Genomic DNA, 18,197 nt, shown 5'->3' on the forward strand with positions numbered 1-18,197 from the left:
GAGTCAAGCCACATCGCTGGTCAAGGCGGTCGCCGGTCGCGCTACAGCGTTACTTAACTCGGCTAAGAACACACGAATGGACTAGCGCCGGCCCTTGTGGTGATCACCGGCCATCTGCCAAGTTGGCATGGCCTTCGCGGGTCGACTCCCACGCACTCCGATCGACCCGCGCGGCTACCGCGGTTCGCAATCCCCCCGTCGAACCGCGGCCCGCTTGGAAGCCCGGGCTCCCCCCGCCCGGATCCACCTCAGCGGGGACTGACGCGGGGCGGCTTGAGCTCGCGACTCCCCCTCTCTCCCAAGCCGCCCCGCGCTCCCGCGCCGGCCGGCCCGCTACGGCGTGCTCGACGACGCGACCGGCTCGACGGTCACGGCCCTCCGGCGACGCCGCCACCACAGGTAGCCGAACGCCGGCACCCCCAGCACCACCGCGAACGGCAGCACGCCGCCCAGCACCACCAGCAGCCAGCCGAACGCCGTCACCAGCGCCTTCCAGCCACCGGCGAACGCCTCCAGGAAGTCGTTCTCGTCCGTCACCACCACCGGCTCGCCCGTCGCCGAGATGACGACGTTCAACGTCGACATGGCGACCTGGCCCTTCAACGTCTCGTACCGGCGTTGCAACGACTCCAGCTCGGACTGCCGCTTGGTCAGCTCGGCCTCGATGTCGGTGATCTCGGACGTGGTCGTGGCCCGTTCCAGCAGCCCCCGCACCCGCTCCACGCTGGCCCGCTGGTTGGCGATCCTCGCCTCGACGTCCACGATCTGCTCGGTGACGTCCTCGGTCTGCAGCTCACGCCTGCTGACCTCGACGCCCTCCAACTTGGCGATCGACTCCATCACCTGGTCGAGCCGGTCGCCGGGCACCTTGAACGTCACCGACGCCCGGTTGGACTGCGACTTCTCCTGCGCCGAGTACCCGCCCTCCGCGATCACCAGGTCCTTGACCCCGGACAGCACCGCGTTCGAGTCCGGCGCGCGCAACTCCACCGTCGCCGTGCGTATGAGCTGCCGGTTCTGCTGCGCCGACGTGCCCGCCTGCTGCGCCTCACCCGTGCCGGCCGACTCCTGCTTCGGCGTGCCGCCGCCCCGCTGGGCGTTGTCCTGCGCCGGCACCGGCGCGGCCACATCCGCCGCCGACCCCGAGTTGTTCGCCGCACATCCCGCCAGCGCCAGCACCGCGAACGCGGCGACCGCCAATCCCACCCGTCTGCCCATGTGCCCCTCCCTGGTTTCCGGTCACCGGTGGGACGGGGCCCGGGCTCACCCCCGTTGCTCCCGCGCGATCACGATTCGGACACCAGGTGCCGGAACGCCTCGAGGTTGGCCAGCGACTCGCCGCGCGAGACCCGCCAGTCCCACTCCCGCTGGATGGCGCCGGCGAACCCGATCTCCAGCAACGTGTTGAAGTCGCCGTCGGCGGCCTCCACCACCTGCCCGAGCACGCGGTCCAGCTCGTCGGGCGTCACGGCGTGCGGCGCGATCCGGCCGACCAGGTAGATGTCGCCGGTCGTGTCGATCGTGTAGTGCACGCCGTACAGCTTGGCGTTGCGCCGCAACAGGAACCGGTAGACGTCCTCGTGCGCCTCGTCCGGTTTGCGGCAGACGAACGCCTCCACCACCAGGGCGTGCCTGCCGACCACCAGCCAGCAGTTCGTCTGGAGCTTCTTCGTGCCGGGCAGCGTCACGAAGAACCGCCCCGGCTCCTTGCGGTCGTAGCGCAGCTCGCGGTCGTCCAGCGTCGACTTGATGACGTCGTCCAGGCTCAAGCGATGACCTCCTCGCGGAACACGTCCCGGGCTTCGGCGTACCCGGCGAGGAGTGAATCAGTCGTGCGGTCCCAGGAGAACCGGCGGGCGTGGCCGACGGCGTTGCTGGCCAGCTCCTCCCGGCACGCGGGGTTCAGCGCGATGCTCGACAGCACCCGCGCCCACACGCCCGGGTCGTGACCGTCCACCAACGCCCCGGACACCCAGTCGCGCACCGCCACCGGCAACCCGCCCACCGCCGCCGCGACCACCGGCGTCCCGCACGCCTGCGCCTCCAGCGCCACCAGCCCGAACGACTCGTTGTAACTGGGCACCGCGACCACGTCGGCCGCGCGGTAGACCCTCGCCAACGCCTCACCGCCCTGCGGCGGCAGGAACCGCACCACGTCCGAGATCCGCAGCTCGGCCGCCAACCGCACCAGCTCGTCGGGCGTCTTCATCCCCGACCCCGACGGCCCACCGACCACCAGGACGACCAACCGCGACCGCAACCCGGGATCGCGCGCCACCATCTCCGCCGCCGCGCGCAACAGGACGTCCGGCGCCTTCAACGGCTGGATGCGCCCCACGAACGCCAGCACCACCGACTCCGGCCGCAACCCCAGCGCCGTCCGGGCACCGTCCCGATCACCGGGCGTGAACCGCTCCAGGTCCACGCCAGGCGGCACGACCAGCACCTTCGACGGGTCCGCGTCGTACAGCTTGACCAGCTCGGCCGCCTCGACGTCGGTGTTGGCCACCAGCCGGTCCGCCTCGGCGACCACCTGCTCCTCGCCGATCACCCGCATCCGCGGCTCAGGCGTGTCGTCGGCCGCCAGCGCCAGGTTCTTCACCTTCGCCAACGTGTGCGCCGTGTGCACCAACGGCACCGCCCACCGCTCCCGCGCCAACCACCCGACCTGCCCCGACAACCAGTAGTGCGAGTGCACGACGTCGTAGTGACCTGGTTCGTGCCGCGCCTCGGCCCGCAGCACACCCGCCGTGAAGGCGCAGAGCTGGCCGGGCAGCTCCTCCTTGCCCAGCCCTTCGAACGGCCCCGCGACGACGTGCCGCACCTTCACCCCGGGCGCCAGCTCCGCCACCGGCGGCAACTCCGAGGACGTCGCCCGGGTGAAGATCTCCACCGCGATACCCCGCTGCGCCATCCGCGTGGCGGTCTCCACGATGTAGACGTTCATCCCGCCCGCGTCGCCCGTGCCGGGCTGCTCCAACGGCGACGTGTGCACCGACAGCACCGCGACCCGCTTCACCGGGAGACCTCCGCCACGAACCGACCGAGGTCGGCCGCGAAGCGCTCCGGTCGTTCCAGGAACGGCGAGTGTCCGGTTCCGTCGTAGCGGCGCAAGTCGGCTCCGGGGATCAGGGCCGCCGCGTACTCACCGGCGGCCGGGTCGACCACCTCGTCGGCGGTGCCGTGCACGACCAGTGTCGGCTTGTCGACCGCCTTCAGCACGACGGCGCTGTCCACGTCCCGCCGGAACAGCTCCCGCCGGACCCGAGGCGGCACCCGCAACGCCGTGCCCAACATCCGCTGCACCACGTCACCGGCCAACCCGGGCGCCTGATCACGGCAGAACTGCGCCAACGCCGGCACCGCCACCGCCGGGTCGTCGGAGAACGCCGCCGGCAACGCCGCCTTCATCACCGGCCCGACAACCCCGCCGGGCCGATCCCGCCCCAACTCGGTGACCGCCCCGACCAGCACCAACCCACTGATCCCGGCCGTGCCGTGGAAACGCAGGTAGTCGGCTATCACCACCCCGCCGTACGACCACCCGACCACCACCGCGGGCCGCCCGACGTGATCGAGGACGGCCTTCAGATCAGCCGCCCAAACCTCCGACTCCCGATAACCGCCCTCGGCGACGTCCGACGCCCCGTGACCGCGCAGATCCACCGCGTAACCGCGCCACGACGGCTGAGGCGACCACACCTCCCCGGACTGCGCCCATCCGTGCACCAGCACGACCGCAGGGGCATCGGCCGGGCCCGACTCGCGAACCGACAGCCGGACGCCCTCGGCGTCGAGGAGAGTGTTCCGCACGACCTACGACAACGCGCGAATCATCCCACCACTTCCCGCGCAAGCGATTTTGCGCCATCAACCACACCGGCCAGACCCCACCGCCCACAACGGACAGGAACCCAAACCGCCCACAACGAACCCGCCACACCCCCACCAAGGACCCTCAACCACCACACAACGGACCCACAGCGCACCCCACACCAAGGACCCTCAACCGCCGCACAACGGACCCGCAGCGCACCCACCGAGGCCCGATTTGACATGGGTTCGGGTGCTTTAGGCTGGTCGAAGCCGGCAGGCCTGGCGGGACGCTCTTCCCCGCCGGGCCTGCCGGCTTTGGCCTGCCTGGAGTGCCCGTAAGGGCCCCATGTCAAATCGAGCCGGACCTGACCCGCACCGCTCCGCCACTCGAGCCGGACCTGAGTGTGACCACCGACCCGAACCTGCGCGAGCAGTCAGGTCTTCACAGCGCGGACATCGTCTGCCACTGCGCCCAAGGGATCTGCCAGTCGTACCAGTCGAACTGCGCCGGCAACGTCGTGACCGACCCGGTCACCTCCACCGGATCACCGACCATCGCGCTGTCGTAGTACGCCTTGGCATCGGCCTCCAACAGGTTCGCGCACCCGTGCGACGAGTTGAGCTTGCCGATGTTCGCCGCGTTGTCGTTGTTCTCGTGGATGAACTCACCGTGGTTGGAGAACCGCACCGACCACTTCTTCACGACGTTGGTGTAGCCGTACTGGGGGTTGTCGAAGCTCCACGTGTCGAACTTCTGCATCACCACGAACGTGCCGTTCGGCGTGGCCAGGTTCGGGTCGTCGTCCTTGCCGAACGACGCCGGGTAGGTCGCCACGGTCTGCCCGTCACGCTGCACGACCAGCTGGTGCGACGGCGTGTCGATCTTCACGACCTGGTTGCGGCCGATGGTGAAGTCGCTGGTCACGTCCGCGCGACCGTACGCACCGCCACCGTAGGGCACCCCGTACAGCTTCGCCTCGACGTGGATCTGGGTGTTCGCGGGCCAGTACTGCTCCGGCCGGTAGTGGACCTCGCGCGAGCTGAGCCACGCCCAACTGCCCTTGACCCCGGCGGAGTTCGTCACCGTCAGCGCCTTCTCCACCGTCGCGCGATCCGCGACGTCGGCGTCGAAGTCGATCTTGATCGGCACCGCCACGCCCATGGTCTGGTTGTCGCCGGGGAACAGCGTCGCGCGCACCTGCGACGCGGGGTTCACCGTCGTGAACCCGCCCTTCAGCTCGACCGGCCTGCCATCCGTCCCGGTCGCCTTGCCCGCGTAGGTGTACGCCTTGCCGAACCCGAGCGGCTCCGTGCTGGACCACGACTTCTTGTCCTCGGCGAGCTTGCCCTCGACGGCCTTGCCCTCGGGGTTGGTGACCGCGACCTGGTCGATCGTGCCCTCGGCCACGGTGACCTGCACCGGCGCGTTCACGGGCGCGTCCACCGCTCCGTCCGCGGGCGCGGTGGTGAACTTGGCCACCGGCGGGTTGTCGCCGCCGATCGGTTTGGCGGTGCCCGTTTCCACCTTCGCCGAGCAGCCCGCCACCAGGGCCAAGCCGAGCAGCAGAGCCGCCACTGTCCTGTGCACGTTACGACCTCCTGATCGAAGGACGTCCCACCCGACTCCCGGTGCGAGTGATTCGCGTCACATCCGCGTCCCACGCCTAGGATCCCCGGTGTGAACCGTCCTATCGCAGTCGTGACCGGAGCCAGTGCGGGCATCGGCGAGGCCACCGCCCGCAGGCTCGCCGCCGAGGGCTTCCACGTGGTGCTCGGCGCTCGGCGGGTCGACCTCCTCAAGGCTATCGCGGATGAGATCGAGGGCACCGCGGTCGAGCTCGACGTCACCTCCGCCCCGTCGGTCGAGTCCTTCCTCGACGCCGTCCCGGCCGCGAACGTGCTGGTCAACAACGCCGGCGGCGCGCGCGGCCTGGCAAGCGTCGCCGAGGCCGACGAGGAGCACTGGCGGTGGATGTGGGAGACCAACGTGCTCGGCACGCTGCGCGTCACCAAGGGCCTGCTGCCGAAGCTGATCGCGTCCGGTGACGGGCACGTGGTCACCGTCACCTCGGTCGCCGCCTACGAGGCCTACGACAACGGCTCCGGCTACACCTCCGCCAAGCACGCCCAATCCGCGCTTCACCGCACGCTGCGCGGCGAGCTCCTCGGCCAACCCGTGCGCGTGACCGAGATCCTCCCCGGCATGGTCGAGACCGACTTCTCCGTCAACCGGTTCGACGGCGACGCCGACCGGGCCGCGGCCGTCTACCAGGGCGTGACACCGCTGACCGCGGACGACGTGGCGGACGTGATCGCGTTCGCGGTGACCAGGCCGCCGCACGTCAACCTGGACCAGATCGTCCTCAAGCCCCGCGCACAGGCCTCCGCTTCGCGGGTGCACCGGGCCTGACCGGATCAGACCCGACCAAACCGCACAGGACCACCGAACGGCATCGAACGGCATCACCCCGACGTCAGCAGCTCCACGTCCAGCTGGTCGAGCACCGGACCGATGGGGTTCGCGAACCCCCGGTCCGGGCTCCCGCCGCAGTACAACCCGACCACGCGGTTCGCGTCGTCGAGCAGCACCGCGCCCGAGTCGCCGTGATCGGCGAACCGGGGCGTCTCGATCCGGATCTGGTCGTACAGCGTCCGCACGCCCAGCTGCACCCCGAAGTCGAGCGTGATCGCCGCGTCCGTCGACGCCACCACCCCCTCCGTGACCGCCGTCGTCCGGCCGCGCTTGCGCACCCGGTCGCCGACGCGTGCCCGCGCACCACCCGTCACCGCGCCCAACCCCACCACCTCGGGCCGCACGCGGGGTGTCGTCAACGTGATCGCGGCGGCGTCCACCCGCGCCGACAACGCCGCCCGCGCCAGCACGCCGACCCGGTCGTGCACCGGGTGCCCGCCGTCGACCCGGGACGGGTGCACCATCGGGTCGCCGACCGCCCAGGCGTCGTCCACGCAGGCCACGTGGAACGACGTCAACGCCATCACGGTGTTCCGGCACCTCGGCGTGACCAGCGCGCCCAGCGTCCCGGCCACCACGTAGTCGTCCACCTCCGGCACGTCCGGCGGCACGAACCGGATCGCCCGGCTCGGCCCGATCCCGATGCCACCGGCCAGCGACTCGTGCCGCTCCGCACCGCTCACGCCCTCGGGCGACGCGATGGTGTGGTGCGGCCAGAACGTGTCCTCGACCACGTCCGTCGGCACGCCCAGCACGTCCGGCGGGATGGCGAACTGCGCGGCGTCGCCCTTGCGGCGGACGAACACGACGATCGCCAGCCGGCCGGTCGCCCGGCCGCCGACGGTCTTCTCGCCGAGGTCGACACCCACCACGCCGGGCCGGCTCAGGAAATCGTCCTCAACCAGCTTCTTGATCGGCCTGACGTTCGCGCGATCGTCGGGGTAGGCCATGACGACCTCCAACAGGTGCCCCTACCTCCATGAAACGCGTGGAGTGAGGATTCGTCACACCCAGTCACCCGTTCGGCGGTTCAACGGTCGGCGGCGTCCGGCGACGCAGAGCCACACCCGTCCACCGCCCGACGACCCGCCCACGCCGCCGAGGGCGTGCCGGAGCCGACGGCCGGCCCGCCTCACCCGAGCTCGCAGCCCACCAACACCGGCTCCGGGAGCAGCTCCACCCCGAACGCCGCCCGCACCCCGTCCCGCACCTCGCGCGCCAGGTCCAGCAGGTCCTCCGTCGACGCGCCGCCCCGGTTGGTCAGCGCCAGCGTGTGCTTGCCCGACAACGCCACCCGGCCACCCGGCCCGCGGTGCCCGCGCCCGAACCCGGCCCGCTCGATCAGCCACGCCGCCGACAGCTTCGAGTACCCGGCCCCCGCCGGGTACGTCGGCACCTCCACCTGCGGCCCGAGCCGCTCGGCGATCCGGATCAGCACCCCGGCCAACGTCGAGTCGTCCAGCAGCGGGTTGGTGAAGAACGAGCCCGCGCTCCACGTGTCGTGATCCGTCGCGTCCAGGACCATGCCCTTGCCGCGCCGCAGCTCCAGCACCGCCTTGCGGGCCGCGTCGGCGGGCACGCGGTCGCCCGGCGCGACGCCGAGCACCCTGGCCAGCTCGCCGTACCGGATGGGCGCGGACTGCCCGCCCGCGGTCAGCGCGAACCGCGCCCGCAGCACCACCGCGTGGTCGGTGCCCTTCAGCACGCTGGTCCGGTAGGCCAGGCCCAGGCCGTCCGCCGGCACCTGGTGCACGCGACCCGTGCGCCGGTCCAGCAGGTCCACCGAGGTCAGCACCTGCGCCACCTCGACGCCGTACGCGCCGACGTTCTGCACCGGCGTCGCGCCGACCAGGCCCGGGATGCCGGACAGGCACTCCAGCCCGCCCAACCCCTGCGCCACGGCCTCCGCGACGACCGAGTCCCAGTCCTCGCCCGCCTCCACGGTCAGCTGCACGAGGCCGTCGCCCAACGGGTCGAGCCGACGGCCGGACGTGCCGACGGCCACCACCGTGCCGGCGAACCCGGCATCGGACACCACCAGGTTCGAACCGCCGCCGAGCAGCAACAACGGCTCGCCGGCCGCGTCCAGCGCGCGGACGGTCTCGACCAGCTCGGCGGCTGTGGCGGCGCGCGTGAACCTCGTCGCAGGGCCACCGAGCCGCAGCGTGGTGCACTCGGCCAGCGGCACACGGGCACTGGAGGGCGGGGTGGTCACGACCGTGAACGGTAGCCTCCGCGACATGGCACGCCGCATCGAGCACCGAACCACGTCCCGCTGGCCGGCACGGGACGTGTACGCAGCGTTGGTCGACCAGACGTACCTGCGCGACCGGCTCGCCGAACTGGGTGGCACGAATCCGGAGCTGGTCGCCTTCACCACCACCGACCAGAGCACGTCCTACCAGCTCAAGCAGGGTGTGCCCGCCGACAAGCTGCCGTCGGTGGCCCGCGGCCTGCTCGGCGGCGACCTCGTCATCGACCGCGCCGAGTCGTGGACCGAGGCCGGTTACGCGGGCACGGTCGAGGTGACGCTGAACGGCGTCCCGGGCCGGCTGGACGGCACGATCACGCTCGCCGACACCGCGAGTGGGAGCGAACTCACCCTCACGGGTCAGGTCAAGGTGGGCATCCCGATCATGGGCGGCAAGTTGGAGGCGATGATCGCCGAACAGGTCTCGCTGCTGCTCGACAAGGAATCCGAGTTCACCGCCGAATGGCTCGCACGCCGCGCCTAGCCGCGGGCCGGGCGCGCGCGCTCGGCCTGCCCACGAGGGGCACCACCAACCCGAACCGCCTGCGCCGGGTCGACCGGTGGGTCGCGCACACCTACCGCGACCTGCTCTCCGCGCCCGAACCGCTGGTGGTCGACCTCGGCTACGGCTCCTCGCCGATCACCACCGTCGAGATGGCGGCACGGCTGCGCGCCGTGAACCCGGCCGTCCGCGTGCTCGGCCTGGAGCTCGACGCCGACCGGGTCGCCGCGGGCAAGGAGGTCGCCGACCCGCCCGGCCTCGACTTCCGGCGCGGCGGGTTCGAGCTGGCCGGCGCGCGCCCGCTGCTGCTGCGCGCGTTCAACGTGCTCCGGCAGTACACCGAGGAGCAGGCGGCCGAGGCGTGGGACACCATGGTCGGCCGCCTCGCGCCCGGCGGCGTGCTGGTCGAGGGCACGTGCGACGAGATCGGCCGCCGTTGCTGCTGGGTCGCGTTGACCGCGGACGGGCCGCAAACGTTCACGCTGTCCTGCCTGCCCGCCGACCTGGAGACCCCTGGTGACCTCGCCGAGCGGCTGCCGAAGGCGTTGATCCACCACAACGTGCCCGGCGAGAAGGTGCACGCCCTGCTCTGCGAACTGGACGCGTGCTGGGCGACGTGCGCGCCGTTCGCGCCCTACGGCCCGCGGGCGCGGTGGGTGGAGTCCGTGCGGCTGCTGGCCGACCGCGGCTGGCCGGTGCTGGACGACCGGAAGCGCTGGCGGCTCGGCGAGATCACCCTGTCCTGGGACGTGGTGAGTCCCTAGGCTGTGCGGAGTGGACCACGCCGATTTCGTCCAGCACATCAGGACCCAGTACGCCGCACTGCGTGCCGCCGCCCTGGCCGCCGGGCCGGAGGCGCAGGTGTCCACCTGCCCCGGCTGGACGGTGCGCGGGCTCGTCGACCACGTGGCGATGGTCCACTCCTGGGCGCTGCGGGCGCTGCACACGCCGGTGGACGCGGACTGGGTCAAGCCCGAAGAGCGCCCCGCCGACTGGGACGAGCTGTTCGCCTGGTGGGACAAGAAGGTCGTCGAGCTGACCGACACCCTGCTCGGCTCCACGTCGAACACGCCCGCGTGGACGTTCGTCGGGCCCAAGACCTTCGGCTTCTGGTCACGCCGGCAGGCGCACGAGACCGCGATCCACCGGCTCGACGCCGAGCACGCCCGGCACGGCGCGGACGTGCCGTCCCTGCTGTTCGACGTCGAGTTCGCGGCCGACGGGGTGGACGAGTTCCTGACCCGGATGCTGCTGACCGGCGCCCGGCGCAGGCCGATCGCGCGGACGGGGCGGGTGCTGTTCCACGCCGCCGACGCGAGCCGTGCCTGGGAGGTGCGGCTCACGCCCGGTCAGCCGCCCGAGGTGGGTCCGATCACCGACTCCGGCACCGACGAGGACGCCACCGTGGCCGGCACCGCCGACGCGGTCTACCGGGCGGCGTGGGGCAGGCCGAGCGGCGCCATCACATCGGGTGACAGGTCACTGCTGGACGGGCTGCCGCGACCGTAGATACTTCCGGTCGTGCCTCTGCCTGAACGACGCTACGTGATCACCTTCGGCTGCCCCGACCGCACCGGCATCGTGGCCCGGATCTCCTCGTTCCTGGCCGAGCACGGTGGCTGGATCGTCGAGGCGGCCTACCACACCGACCCGACCACCAACTGGTTCTTCACCCGCCAGGAGGTCCGGGCCGACTCGCTGCCGTTCGACGTGGAGGAGCTGCGGGTCCGGTTCGCGGAAGTGGCCCGCGAGCTGGGTGCGCACCCCGGCTCGTGGCGGGTCGCCGACTCCGGCGAGCGCAGGCGGGTGGTGATCCTGGTGTCCAAGGAGGGCCACTGCCTGTACGACCTGCTGGGCCGGGTGGCGTCGCACGAGCTGGACGTCGACGTGTCCGCGGTCATCGGCAACCACGCCGACCTGGCCGGGATCACCAGGGCGCACGGCATCCCGTTCCACCACGTGCCGTTCCCGGCGAACGACCCGGAGGGCAAGGCGGCAGCGTTCGCGCAGCTGCGGCAGCTCGTCGACGCCCACCGGCCGCACGCGGTGGTGCTGGCGCGGTTCATGCAGATCCTGCCCGCCGAGCTGTGCGCGGACTGGGCCGGGCGGGCGTTGAACATCCACCACAGCTTCCTGCCGTCGTTCATCGGGGCGCGGCCGTACCACCAGGCGCACAGCCGGGGCGTGAAGCTGGTCGGCGCCACGTGCCACTACGTGACCGCGGACCTCGACCAGGGCCCGATCGTGGAGCAGGACGTGATCCGGGTGGACCACACCGACTCCGTCAACGACATGGTGCGCAAGGGGCGCGACATCGAGAAGGTCGTGCTGTCGCGCGGTCTGCGGTGGCACCTGGAGGACCGCGTCCTGGTGCACGGCAACCAGACCGTCATCTTCTGAGGAAACCCCGATCCGGGGTGGCGGCCCGCACGTAGGCTGCGCCGGTGCGCACCGAGTACACCGACCTCGACCAGGTCCGCGCGGCGTCCGAGCTGCGGAACGCCGTCCTCGTCGGGCTCGACCTGAGCGGGGAAGAGCTGCGCGTGCCGATGGACGGCGCGCTGTTCCTCGGCTGCACGCTCTCGCCGCTCGCCCAGCGGCGCGCGGCGGCGGCCGGGGCGCTGGTGTTCCCGACCATCCCCGACCTGCCCTACGACGTGTACCGGTCGCGGCTCTACACGCCGGCCGAGCTGTTCGCCGGTTTCGACCCGGGCGACCCGCTGTCCTACGCCGACACCCCGGACGCCGTGATCTACCGGCACACCCGCGCCAGGGGCCACAACCCGGACCCGCTGCACGCCCTCGCCGAACGCCTGCACGACCACGCGATCACCGAGGCGCTGGACGACGCGCTCGCCGAACGCCCGGTCGCCGTGATGGGCGGGCACGCGCTCGGCCGCGACACCGACGGCTACCGGCGGGCCGTCGGGCTGGGCGCGGCGCTCGGCGAAGCCGGGTTCACCGTGCTGACCGGCGGCGGTCCGGGCGTGATGGAGGCCGTGCCGCTGGGCGTGCGGGTCGGCGTGGACGAGCCGACGTTGAAGGACCTGTCGAAGGCGCCCGCGTTCGGCGGGGACGCGGAGTCCATCGGCCGCTGGATCGCCGCGTGCCCCACCGACCTGCCCACCTCCGACCGACCGCGCACGATCGGCATCCCGACCTGGTTCTACGGCCACGAGCCGCCGAACCCGGCGTGCGAGCTGCACGCCAAGTACTTCGCCAACTCCGTCCGCGAGGAGGGCCTGCTCACCGTCGCCACCGGCGGCATCATCTACACGCCGGGCAGCGCGGGCACGGTGCAGGAGGTCTTCCAGGACTACTGCCAGAACCACTACGGCTCGGTCGGCCCGGCCGCGCCGATGGTGTTCCTGGGCGAGGACTTCTGGGTCGACGAGGTGCCGGCCGCGCCGCTGGTGCGACGCCTGGCCCGCGGCCGGGAGGCCGAGCGCTGGATCCTCGTCACCGACGACGCGGACGAGGCCGTCAGCTTCCTGCGGGAGTACGCGGGGTGATCACCCGCTGCACCACCTCGGCCGCGTCCAGGCACACGTCCTCGCGGTAGGCCCGACCGACCAGCTGCACGCCGACGGGCAGCCCGTCGACCACCCCGGTCGGCACGGCCACCGCCGGCAGGCCGACGAAGGTCGTCGCGGTGCACAGCCGCATCGCGCCGGTCACCAGGTCGTGCCCCTCGATCGAGCGCGACTCCACCCCGGGCGCGGGCGGACGGGCGGTGAACACCGGCCCGAGCACCAGCGGGAACCGGTCCAGGAACTGCGCCCACGCCCGCTTCACGCCCAGCAGCACGCCCGTGAGCCGCACGTACTCCGCGACGTCCACCGGCGCGGTCTTCGCCATCGACATCTCGATGTACCGGTGGCCTTCCGCGCCGAGCAACGTCCGCACCACCGGCCAGCTCGGCGCGAACTCCGTCATCAGCATGCCCCCGTACGCCGCCAGCGCCTCGTCCAGCACCGGCACGTCCGCCTCGACCACCTCGTACCCGGCGTCCGACAGCACGTTTGCGGCGTCCTCGACCGCGGCCCGCACCACCGGGTCGACCCCCGTGCCGCCGGGATCGGCGACCACCGCCACCCGACGCGGCACCGGCGGCCCGGTCAGCGGCACGGGCACCGCCCTCGGGTCGCGCGGCGACGTGCCGGCCAACGCCTCGAACGCGAGCCGCAGGTCACCGACGGTGCGGGCGAGCGGCCCGTCCACCACGAACAGCTGCGCGCCCAGCGGCGGGTCGTCCGGACCGAGCCGGTGGTCGGCCGGGAACCGCCCGTAGGTCGGCTTCAACCCGGCCACGCCGCAGAACGCCGCCGGGACGCGCACCGAGCCGCCGGCGTCGTTGCCCAGCCCCAACCCCGCCATCCCGGTCGCCACCGCCACCCCGTCGCCGCCGCTGGACCCGCCGGGCGTGACGGCCGGGTCCCACGGGTTGACCGTGTCGCCGAACAGCTCGCTGCGCGTGTGCACGCCGGCCAACGTGAGCGTCGGCATGTTCGAGTGCCCGATCGGGATCGCGCCCGCCGCGCGCAGCCGCGCCACCGGCGGCGCGTCCAGCGGCGTCACGAAGTCCTTGAACCGCACCGCGCCGTGGGTCGTCGGCACGCCGCCGATCGCGATGCTCTCCTTCACCGTGAACGGCACACCGGCCAGCGGCCCGCGCGCACCGTCCCGGTCGAGCTCCGCCGCCTCGGCCAGCGCCTGCTCGGCCACCAGCCGCGTGATCGCGTTGACCACCGGGTTCACCGCCGCGATCCGCTCCAGGTGGCTCTCCACCAGCGCGACCGCCGTGACGCGGCCCGAGCGCACCGCGGCGGCCTGCTCCGCCGCCGTCCAGTCCCACATGACGCCCCCTGTTCCGATGCAAGTGCATCGAATAGTATCCACGGGTGCCCAAGCAGGTCGAATACGAATCCCGGCGCCGGCAGATCACCGACGCGGTGTTCCTGCTCGCCGACGAACGCGGCCTCGAAGGCGTGACCCTGAGGGACGTCGCAGCGCGCGCTGACGTCTCGATGGGGGCGGTGCAGCGCTGTTTCCGCACCAAGGACGAGATGCTGCGGTTCGCGCTGGAAGAGGTCGGCAAGCGCGTCCTGGGCCGGGCCGGCGGCACCGCGGCCGAGGCGGCACGTGCCGTCGCGCTGCCCGAGCGCGCCGAGGCCAGGGTGTGGCTCGCGTTCGTCGCGCAGGCGGCCGTCAGCCCGGCGCTCGCGCCCGTCCTGCGCGCGAGCTACGCCGACCTCGAGGACATGTTCACCAGGCTCCTCGGCGACCGCTGGCGGGCGCGCACGGTGCTGGCGCTGGCCGACGGCCTCACCACGCACGTGCTCATCGGGCACCTCACGCACGACCAGGCGCGCGAAGTGCTCGACCGGCACCTGGCGGGCTAGCGGGCCAGGCCCTCGACGACCTCGGCGTTCGGCAGCTTGGCCAGCACCTCGCCCGGCACCAGGACCTTGCTGCCCCGGATACCGCTGCCGATGACCAGTTCCGGCGCCGCCGCCACCTCGGGCGACAGCAGCACGGGCCAGTCCTCGGGCAGGCCGATCGGCGTGATGCCGCCGTACTCCATGCCGCTGAGCGACACCGCGTCGTCCATCGGCGCGAACGACGCCTTGCGCGCGTCCAGCCGCCGCCGGACGACGCCGTTCACGTCCGCGCGGGTGGTCGCGAGCACGACGCACGCCGCGTACCGGACGGTCTCGCCGCGCTTGCCCGCGACGACGACGCAGTTCGCCGACGCCGCCAACGGCGAGCCGTAGTGCGCGCAGAACTCGGCCGTGTCCGCCAGCCCGGGGTCGATCTCCGCGACCGCGAGCCGCGGGCCGTCCGCCATCGACCTCAACGCCGCGGCGACCGGGTCCGCGACCAGGTCGAGCCGGTCGAGCACGGGCAAGGGGGTCAGGGTTCCCGCGATGGTCCACACACCGGCCATCCTGCCGGCCGCGCTTGACGTTGACGCTACGTCAACCCCTACCGTGGTCGGCACAGGGAGGGAGCACGGTCATGGCCTGGTCGATCGCACAGGTCGCGCGGATGTCGAAGGTGACTTCGCGGACGTTGCGGCACTACGACGCGATCGGCCTGCTCGAACCGGCGTGGGTCGGCGACAACGGCTACCGCTACTACGAGCGCGAGCAGTTGCACCGGCTCCAGCGCATCCTGCTGCTGCGCGACCTGGGACTCGGCCTCGACACCGTGGCCGAGGTCCTGGACGGGCGGCACCGGGCGGTCGACGTGCTGCGCAACCACGCGCGGTGGCTGGCCACCGAGCAGGAGCGGCTGGCGAAGCTGGCCCGGACCGTCTCCCGCACGATCGAGGAACTGGAAGGGGGTGACGAAGTGGCACTGGAAGAGCTGTTCGACGGCTTCGACGCCGACCGCCAGGCCCGCTACGAGGCGGAACTGGTGGAGCGCTACGGCGAGGGCGTCCAGGAGCACGTCGACGAGAGCAAGCGCCGGATGAAGGGCTGGACCAAGGCCGACGCCGAGGGGTTCAAGGCGGAGTGGCAGGCCATCGGGAAGGCCTACGCCGAGCTGTTCGACGCCGGCGTCCCGGCCGACGCGCCGCGCGCGCTGGACGTGACCGACCGGCACTACCGGTGGATCTGCCTGAGCTGGACGCCGAACCGGGAGTCCTACACCGGGCTCGGTGAGCTGTACGTGGACTCGCCGGAGTTCAAGGCGCAGTTCGACGCGCACGCCGAGGGCTTCGCCGAGTACGTCCGCGACGCGATCGCGGTGTACGCGACGGCCAGGCTCTAGCGCGGCCACGGGGAGGTGCACATCCCCGTGGACCCGGTCCGGGGCGCGTCAGAGGTCCTGGAGCCCGAAGGCCTTGAGCGCCTCGCGGTTGAACGCCGGCAGGTCGTCGGGCTTGCGGCTGGTGACCAGGGTCCACCCGGCCACGTCGCAGACCCGCACCTCCACGTCCGCCCAGTCGGCGCCCGCGTTGCGGAGGTCGGTGGCCAGGCTCGGGAACGAGGTCAGCTGCTTGCCGCGCACCACGTCCGCCTCCACCAGCAGCCACGGCCCGTGGCAGATCGCCGCGACCGGCTTGCCCGCGGCGACGTGCTGCTTGACGAACTTCACCGCGTCGCGGTCGAGCCTGAGGTTGTCGGCGTTGGCCACGCCACCCGGGATCACCACGGCGTCGTAGTCCATCGGGTCCGCGTGCGCGAACGGCACGTCCACGTCGAACGTGTCGGCGGGCGTGAGGTGGTCGTACGCCTGCACCGTGCCGAGCTTGGGCGCGAGCAGCCTCGGCACGGCACCGGCCTTCTCCACGTGCTGCCAGGGCTCGGTCAGCTCGACCTGCTCGATGCCCTCCGTGTCGACCAGGAATGCGATCCTCTTCTGTTCGGCCATGCGGTTCGGCTACCCCCGCAGGAAGTCGACCAACCACCCGCGGACGTCGGCGCGGTGGGTCGACCACGACGGCACGAGCTCCACCCGGCCGTTCGGGAACGCGGCGGCCACCTGCTTCGCCACGTCCTCGGGGTGCAGCGGGTCGTCCGTCGCGCCGACCACCAGCACGGGGGCCGTGACGCGGGCCAGCGCCGCGCGGTCGGTGACCGCGACCTGGCCGGGCAGCTCGGCCAGCGCGCCGTCGAGCCGCGCGAACGCCTGTCGCCGTTCGGCCTGGTAGCCGGGTGGTCCGCCGACGGCGGTGATCGCCTCCTCGCGGTCGAGCAGGCGCCTCGGCTCGTCCAGCACGGCGGGCAGCAGGAGGGCGACGCGGTCGAACGCGTCGGGTTCGTCGGCGAGCAGGGCCAGCAGCGCGCCCGCGGTCAACGACACGCCGACCGCCCGGGTCGCGCCGGTCTCCCGTGCCGCTCCACGCAGGTCGGCGGCGATGCGCCGGTAGGTCCAGTAGCCCTCGGGCGCGTCCGGCGCGTCGCCGTGCGAGGGGAGGGTGACCACCACTTTCGTACCCGGCAGCCCGGAGGTGGGCAGGCGGGCTTCGCCGGGTGTCGCGCCCAGGCCGTGGCCGACGAGCGTGACGGGCGCGCCGGAGCCGAAGCTCCGGTGCGTCACCACCGCGGGCCGCGCTGGACCTCGATCAGCCGGGGCCGGACGTCGACCACGTACACCGTGACCGCGACCAGCCCGGCGAGCCAGAACATGCCGCCGGCGGAGAACGGGTGGAACAGCAGCAGCGCGAACGCGCCACCGCCGGTGATGCCGAGCCACGCGGGCTTGGTCATGCGCTCGGCCGCCGTGAAGGCGTCGGCCCGCTGCGAGAGCGCGTGCGCGAAGGCGAACACGCCCATGACCAACGCGGCGTAGTACGCCGCGAACATGACCCAGAAGTCCAGGAAGAGAGGACTGAACGGCGGGAATGGTGGCAACACGTCTCCAGCCTACGTGCGTGGCGCTGTCGTGGTACAGCCGAAACGGGGCGCCCTTGGTGGGACGCCCCGTCACGGTCGGGTCACTTGCCGCTGTCGGTCGGCTTCTTCGCCGCGGTCGAGCGGGTGGCCGCGGTCTTGGTCGGGCTCGCGGGCTTCGCGACGCCCGCGGGCTTGGTCGTGGTGACCGGCTTCGTCGCGGCCGGCTTGCGCGGCGCGGCCTTGCGGCTCGTCTCGCGCACCTCGGCGGCGACGTCACCGCCGACCTCGACCACGGTCTCGGCCAGCTTCTCGCTCGCGTCGTCCAGGTCGTCGGCGACCTTCTCGCCGACCGCGCGGGTGCGGCGGGACACCTTGCCGAGCACGTCGTCGGCCAGCACGCGGGCGTCCGCGGCGGCGGCCTCGGTGCGCTTCTGCGCGGTGCCGACGGCCTCCTCGACCTGGTGCAGCGCCTTCTGCAGGCCCGGCTGGGTCTTCAGCTTCTCCAGCGCCTCCTCGCCGTGCTGGGCGAAGAACTGGTAGAGGTTCAGCGCGGACTGCGTGTAGGCGTCCACGACCTTGCGCAGCTCGGCCGGGTCCAGCCGGTCGCGCAGGTCCTTCTTCAGGTCGGCGGACTCGGCCGCGGTCTTCGCCGACTCGGCGCGCTCGCGGGCCTTGTTCAACGCGTCGATGACCGCCTTCGCGGCCAGGTCGCCGGCGCCGAGGGCGGCCAGCAGCGGCGTGCGGGCGGCGGCGACGGCCTGCTCGCCGGCCTTGCGGAGCTCTTCGGTGGTGGGCAGGTTCGGCATGGAG

Annotated in this window: 21 protein-coding genes; 8 read left to right on the forward strand and 13 right to left on the reverse strand. The window is 72.4% G+C overall.

From position 1 onward, the window contains the following. Positions 1-333: 333 nt before the first annotated feature. The 5 genes from AB0I91_RS03455 to AB0I91_RS03475 all read right to left on the reverse strand — a co-directional run bounded on the left by AB0I91_RS03455 (position 334) and on the right by AB0I91_RS03475 (position 5,404). Positions 334-1,218, reverse strand: a complete 885-nt coding sequence (locus AB0I91_RS03455; RefSeq protein ID WP_499635010.1) for a DUF4349 domain-containing protein — start codon at positions 1,216-1,218, stop codon at positions 334-336. Positions 1,219-1,286: 68 nt separating this feature from the next. After that, positions 1,287-1,769, reverse strand: a complete 483-nt coding sequence (locus AB0I91_RS03460; RefSeq protein WP_123745140.1) for a type III secretion system chaperone family protein — start codon at positions 1,767-1,769, stop codon at positions 1,287-1,289. Further along, on the reverse strand, positions 1,766-3,019 hold the full coding sequence (mshA, locus tag AB0I91_RS03465; RefSeq protein WP_499635013.1) for a D-inositol-3-phosphate glycosyltransferase: 1,254 nt from the start codon (positions 3,017-3,019) through the stop codon (positions 1,766-1,768). Before mshA ends, AB0I91_RS03460 begins: the two co-directional genes overlap by 4 nt. After that, positions 3,016-3,813 carry an alpha/beta fold hydrolase gene (locus AB0I91_RS03470; RefSeq protein WP_498776275.1) on the reverse strand — a complete coding sequence of 266 codons (798 nt, stop codon included), beginning with the start codon at positions 3,811-3,813 and terminating at the stop codon, positions 3,016-3,018. Before AB0I91_RS03470 ends, mshA begins: the two co-directional genes overlap by 4 nt. A gap of 445 nt (positions 3,814-4,258) precedes the next feature. Then, on the reverse strand, positions 4,259-5,404 hold the full coding sequence (locus AB0I91_RS03475; RefSeq protein WP_499612855.1) for a L,D-transpeptidase: 1,146 nt from the start codon (positions 5,402-5,404) through the stop codon (positions 4,259-4,261). Between the two features lie 90 nt (positions 5,405-5,494). Between AB0I91_RS03475 and AB0I91_RS03480 the strand changes: the two genes are divergently transcribed. Then, entirely contained in the window at positions 5,495-6,226 is a 732-nt protein-coding gene (locus AB0I91_RS03480; RefSeq protein WP_499612857.1) for an SDR family NAD(P)-dependent oxidoreductase, read from the forward strand. A gap of 53 nt (positions 6,227-6,279) precedes the next feature. Here the strand turns inward: AB0I91_RS03480 and AB0I91_RS03485 are convergent, their stop codons facing one another. Together AB0I91_RS03485 and AB0I91_RS03490 are read right to left on the reverse strand one after the other, a co-directional pair. After that, on the reverse strand, positions 6,280-7,239 hold the full coding sequence (locus AB0I91_RS03485) for a chymotrypsin family serine protease (RefSeq protein ID WP_498776269.1): 960 nt from the start codon (positions 7,237-7,239) through the stop codon (positions 6,280-6,282). Positions 7,240-7,421: 182 nt separating this feature from the next. Continuing rightward, complete coding sequence (locus AB0I91_RS03490; RefSeq protein ID WP_498776267.1) at positions 7,422-8,531, reverse strand: UDP-N-acetylmuramate dehydrogenase; 1,110 nt, start codon at positions 8,529-8,531, stop codon at positions 7,422-7,424. Here AB0I91_RS03490 and AB0I91_RS03495 point away from each other — a divergent pair. From AB0I91_RS03495 to AB0I91_RS03515, 5 genes are read left to right on the forward strand one after another with little or no spacing between them, the layout of a single operon-like run. Then, positions 8,530-9,024, forward strand: a complete 495-nt coding sequence (locus AB0I91_RS03495; protein WP_498776264.1) for a DUF2505 domain-containing protein — start codon at positions 8,530-8,532, stop codon at positions 9,022-9,024. The two genes, AB0I91_RS03490 and AB0I91_RS03495, sit on opposite strands and share 2 nt — an antisense overlap. Continuing rightward, positions 9,003-9,806: a class I SAM-dependent methyltransferase gene (locus AB0I91_RS03500; protein ID WP_498776259.1), complete on the forward strand. Its 804-nt coding sequence runs from the start codon at positions 9,003-9,005 to the stop codon at positions 9,804-9,806. The genes AB0I91_RS03495 and AB0I91_RS03500 overlap by 22 nt, the downstream gene beginning before the upstream one ends. A 10-nt stretch (positions 9,807-9,816) precedes the next feature. Continuing rightward, positions 9,817-10,551 (forward strand): maleylpyruvate isomerase family mycothiol-dependent enzyme, encoded by a 735-nt coding sequence (locus AB0I91_RS03505; protein WP_499612859.1) that lies wholly within the window; start codon positions 9,817-9,819, stop codon positions 10,549-10,551. 12 nt (positions 10,552-10,563) lie between these two features. Next, a complete protein-coding gene (gene purU / locus AB0I91_RS03510; protein WP_498776250.1) occupies positions 10,564-11,442 on the forward strand; it encodes a formyltetrahydrofolate deformylase in 879 nt (292 codons plus the stop codon). A 44-nt stretch (positions 11,443-11,486) separates the two neighbouring features. Then, entirely contained in the window at positions 11,487-12,554 is a 1,068-nt protein-coding gene (locus AB0I91_RS03515; RefSeq protein ID WP_499612861.1) for an LOG family protein, read from the forward strand. On the opposite strand, the gene AB0I91_RS03520 is transcribed toward AB0I91_RS03515, so the two are convergent. Next, positions 12,526-13,899: an amidase gene (locus AB0I91_RS03520; RefSeq protein ID WP_499635016.1), complete on the reverse strand. Its 1,374-nt coding sequence runs from the start codon at positions 13,897-13,899 to the stop codon at positions 12,526-12,528. The two genes, AB0I91_RS03515 and AB0I91_RS03520, sit on opposite strands and share 29 nt — an antisense overlap. A 44-nt stretch (positions 13,900-13,943) precedes the next feature. Here AB0I91_RS03520 and AB0I91_RS03525 point away from each other — a divergent pair, with 44 nt between their 5' ends. Further along, positions 13,944-14,444, forward strand: coding sequence for a TetR/AcrR family transcriptional regulator (locus AB0I91_RS03525; RefSeq protein ID WP_498776242.1), 501 nt, complete (start codon positions 13,944-13,946; stop codon positions 14,442-14,444). Here the strand turns inward: AB0I91_RS03525 and AB0I91_RS03530 are convergent. Then, the gene (locus tag AB0I91_RS03530) at positions 14,441-14,989 is read right to left on the reverse strand and encodes a YbaK/EbsC family protein (RefSeq protein ID WP_499635019.1); all 549 of its coding nucleotides are present in this window, start codon (positions 14,987-14,989) and stop codon (positions 14,441-14,443) included. The genes AB0I91_RS03525 and AB0I91_RS03530 overlap by 4 nt on opposite strands. Before the next feature lie 71 nt (positions 14,990-15,060). Between AB0I91_RS03530 and AB0I91_RS03535 the strand changes: the two genes are divergently transcribed. Continuing rightward, positions 15,061-15,819: a MerR family transcriptional regulator gene (locus tag AB0I91_RS03535; protein ID WP_498776238.1), complete on the forward strand. Its 759-nt coding sequence runs from the start codon at positions 15,061-15,063 to the stop codon at positions 15,817-15,819. 48 nt (positions 15,820-15,867) lie between these two features. Here the strand turns inward: AB0I91_RS03535 and AB0I91_RS03540 are convergent, their stop codons facing one another. The 4 genes from AB0I91_RS03540 to AB0I91_RS03555 form a co-directional block, all read right to left on the reverse strand. Then, a complete protein-coding gene (locus AB0I91_RS03540; RefSeq protein WP_498776236.1) occupies positions 15,868-16,422 on the reverse strand; it encodes a type 1 glutamine amidotransferase domain-containing protein in 555 nt (184 codons plus the stop codon). A gap of 9 nt (positions 16,423-16,431) precedes the next feature. Continuing rightward, positions 16,432-17,091, reverse strand: a complete 660-nt coding sequence (locus tag AB0I91_RS03545) for an alpha/beta fold hydrolase (protein WP_499635022.1) — start codon at positions 17,089-17,091, stop codon at positions 16,432-16,434. Continuing rightward, on the reverse strand, positions 17,088-17,372 hold the full coding sequence (locus AB0I91_RS03550) for a DUF2516 family protein (protein WP_498776591.1): 285 nt from the start codon (positions 17,370-17,372) through the stop codon (positions 17,088-17,090). The genes AB0I91_RS03545 and AB0I91_RS03550 overlap by 4 nt, the downstream gene beginning before the upstream one ends. A gap of 116 nt (positions 17,373-17,488) precedes the next feature. Then, positions 17,489-18,193 carry a hypothetical protein gene (locus AB0I91_RS03555; RefSeq protein ID WP_499612868.1) on the reverse strand — a complete coding sequence of 235 codons (705 nt, stop codon included), beginning with the start codon at positions 18,191-18,193 and terminating at the stop codon, positions 17,489-17,491. Positions 18,194-18,197: the final 4 nt, after the last annotated feature.

It is taken from the genome of Actinosynnema sp. NPDC049800 (genome assembly GCF_040656635.1).
In the GTDB taxonomy this organism is placed as follows: Bacteria; Actinomycetota; Actinomycetes; order Mycobacteriales; family Pseudonocardiaceae; genus Actinosynnema.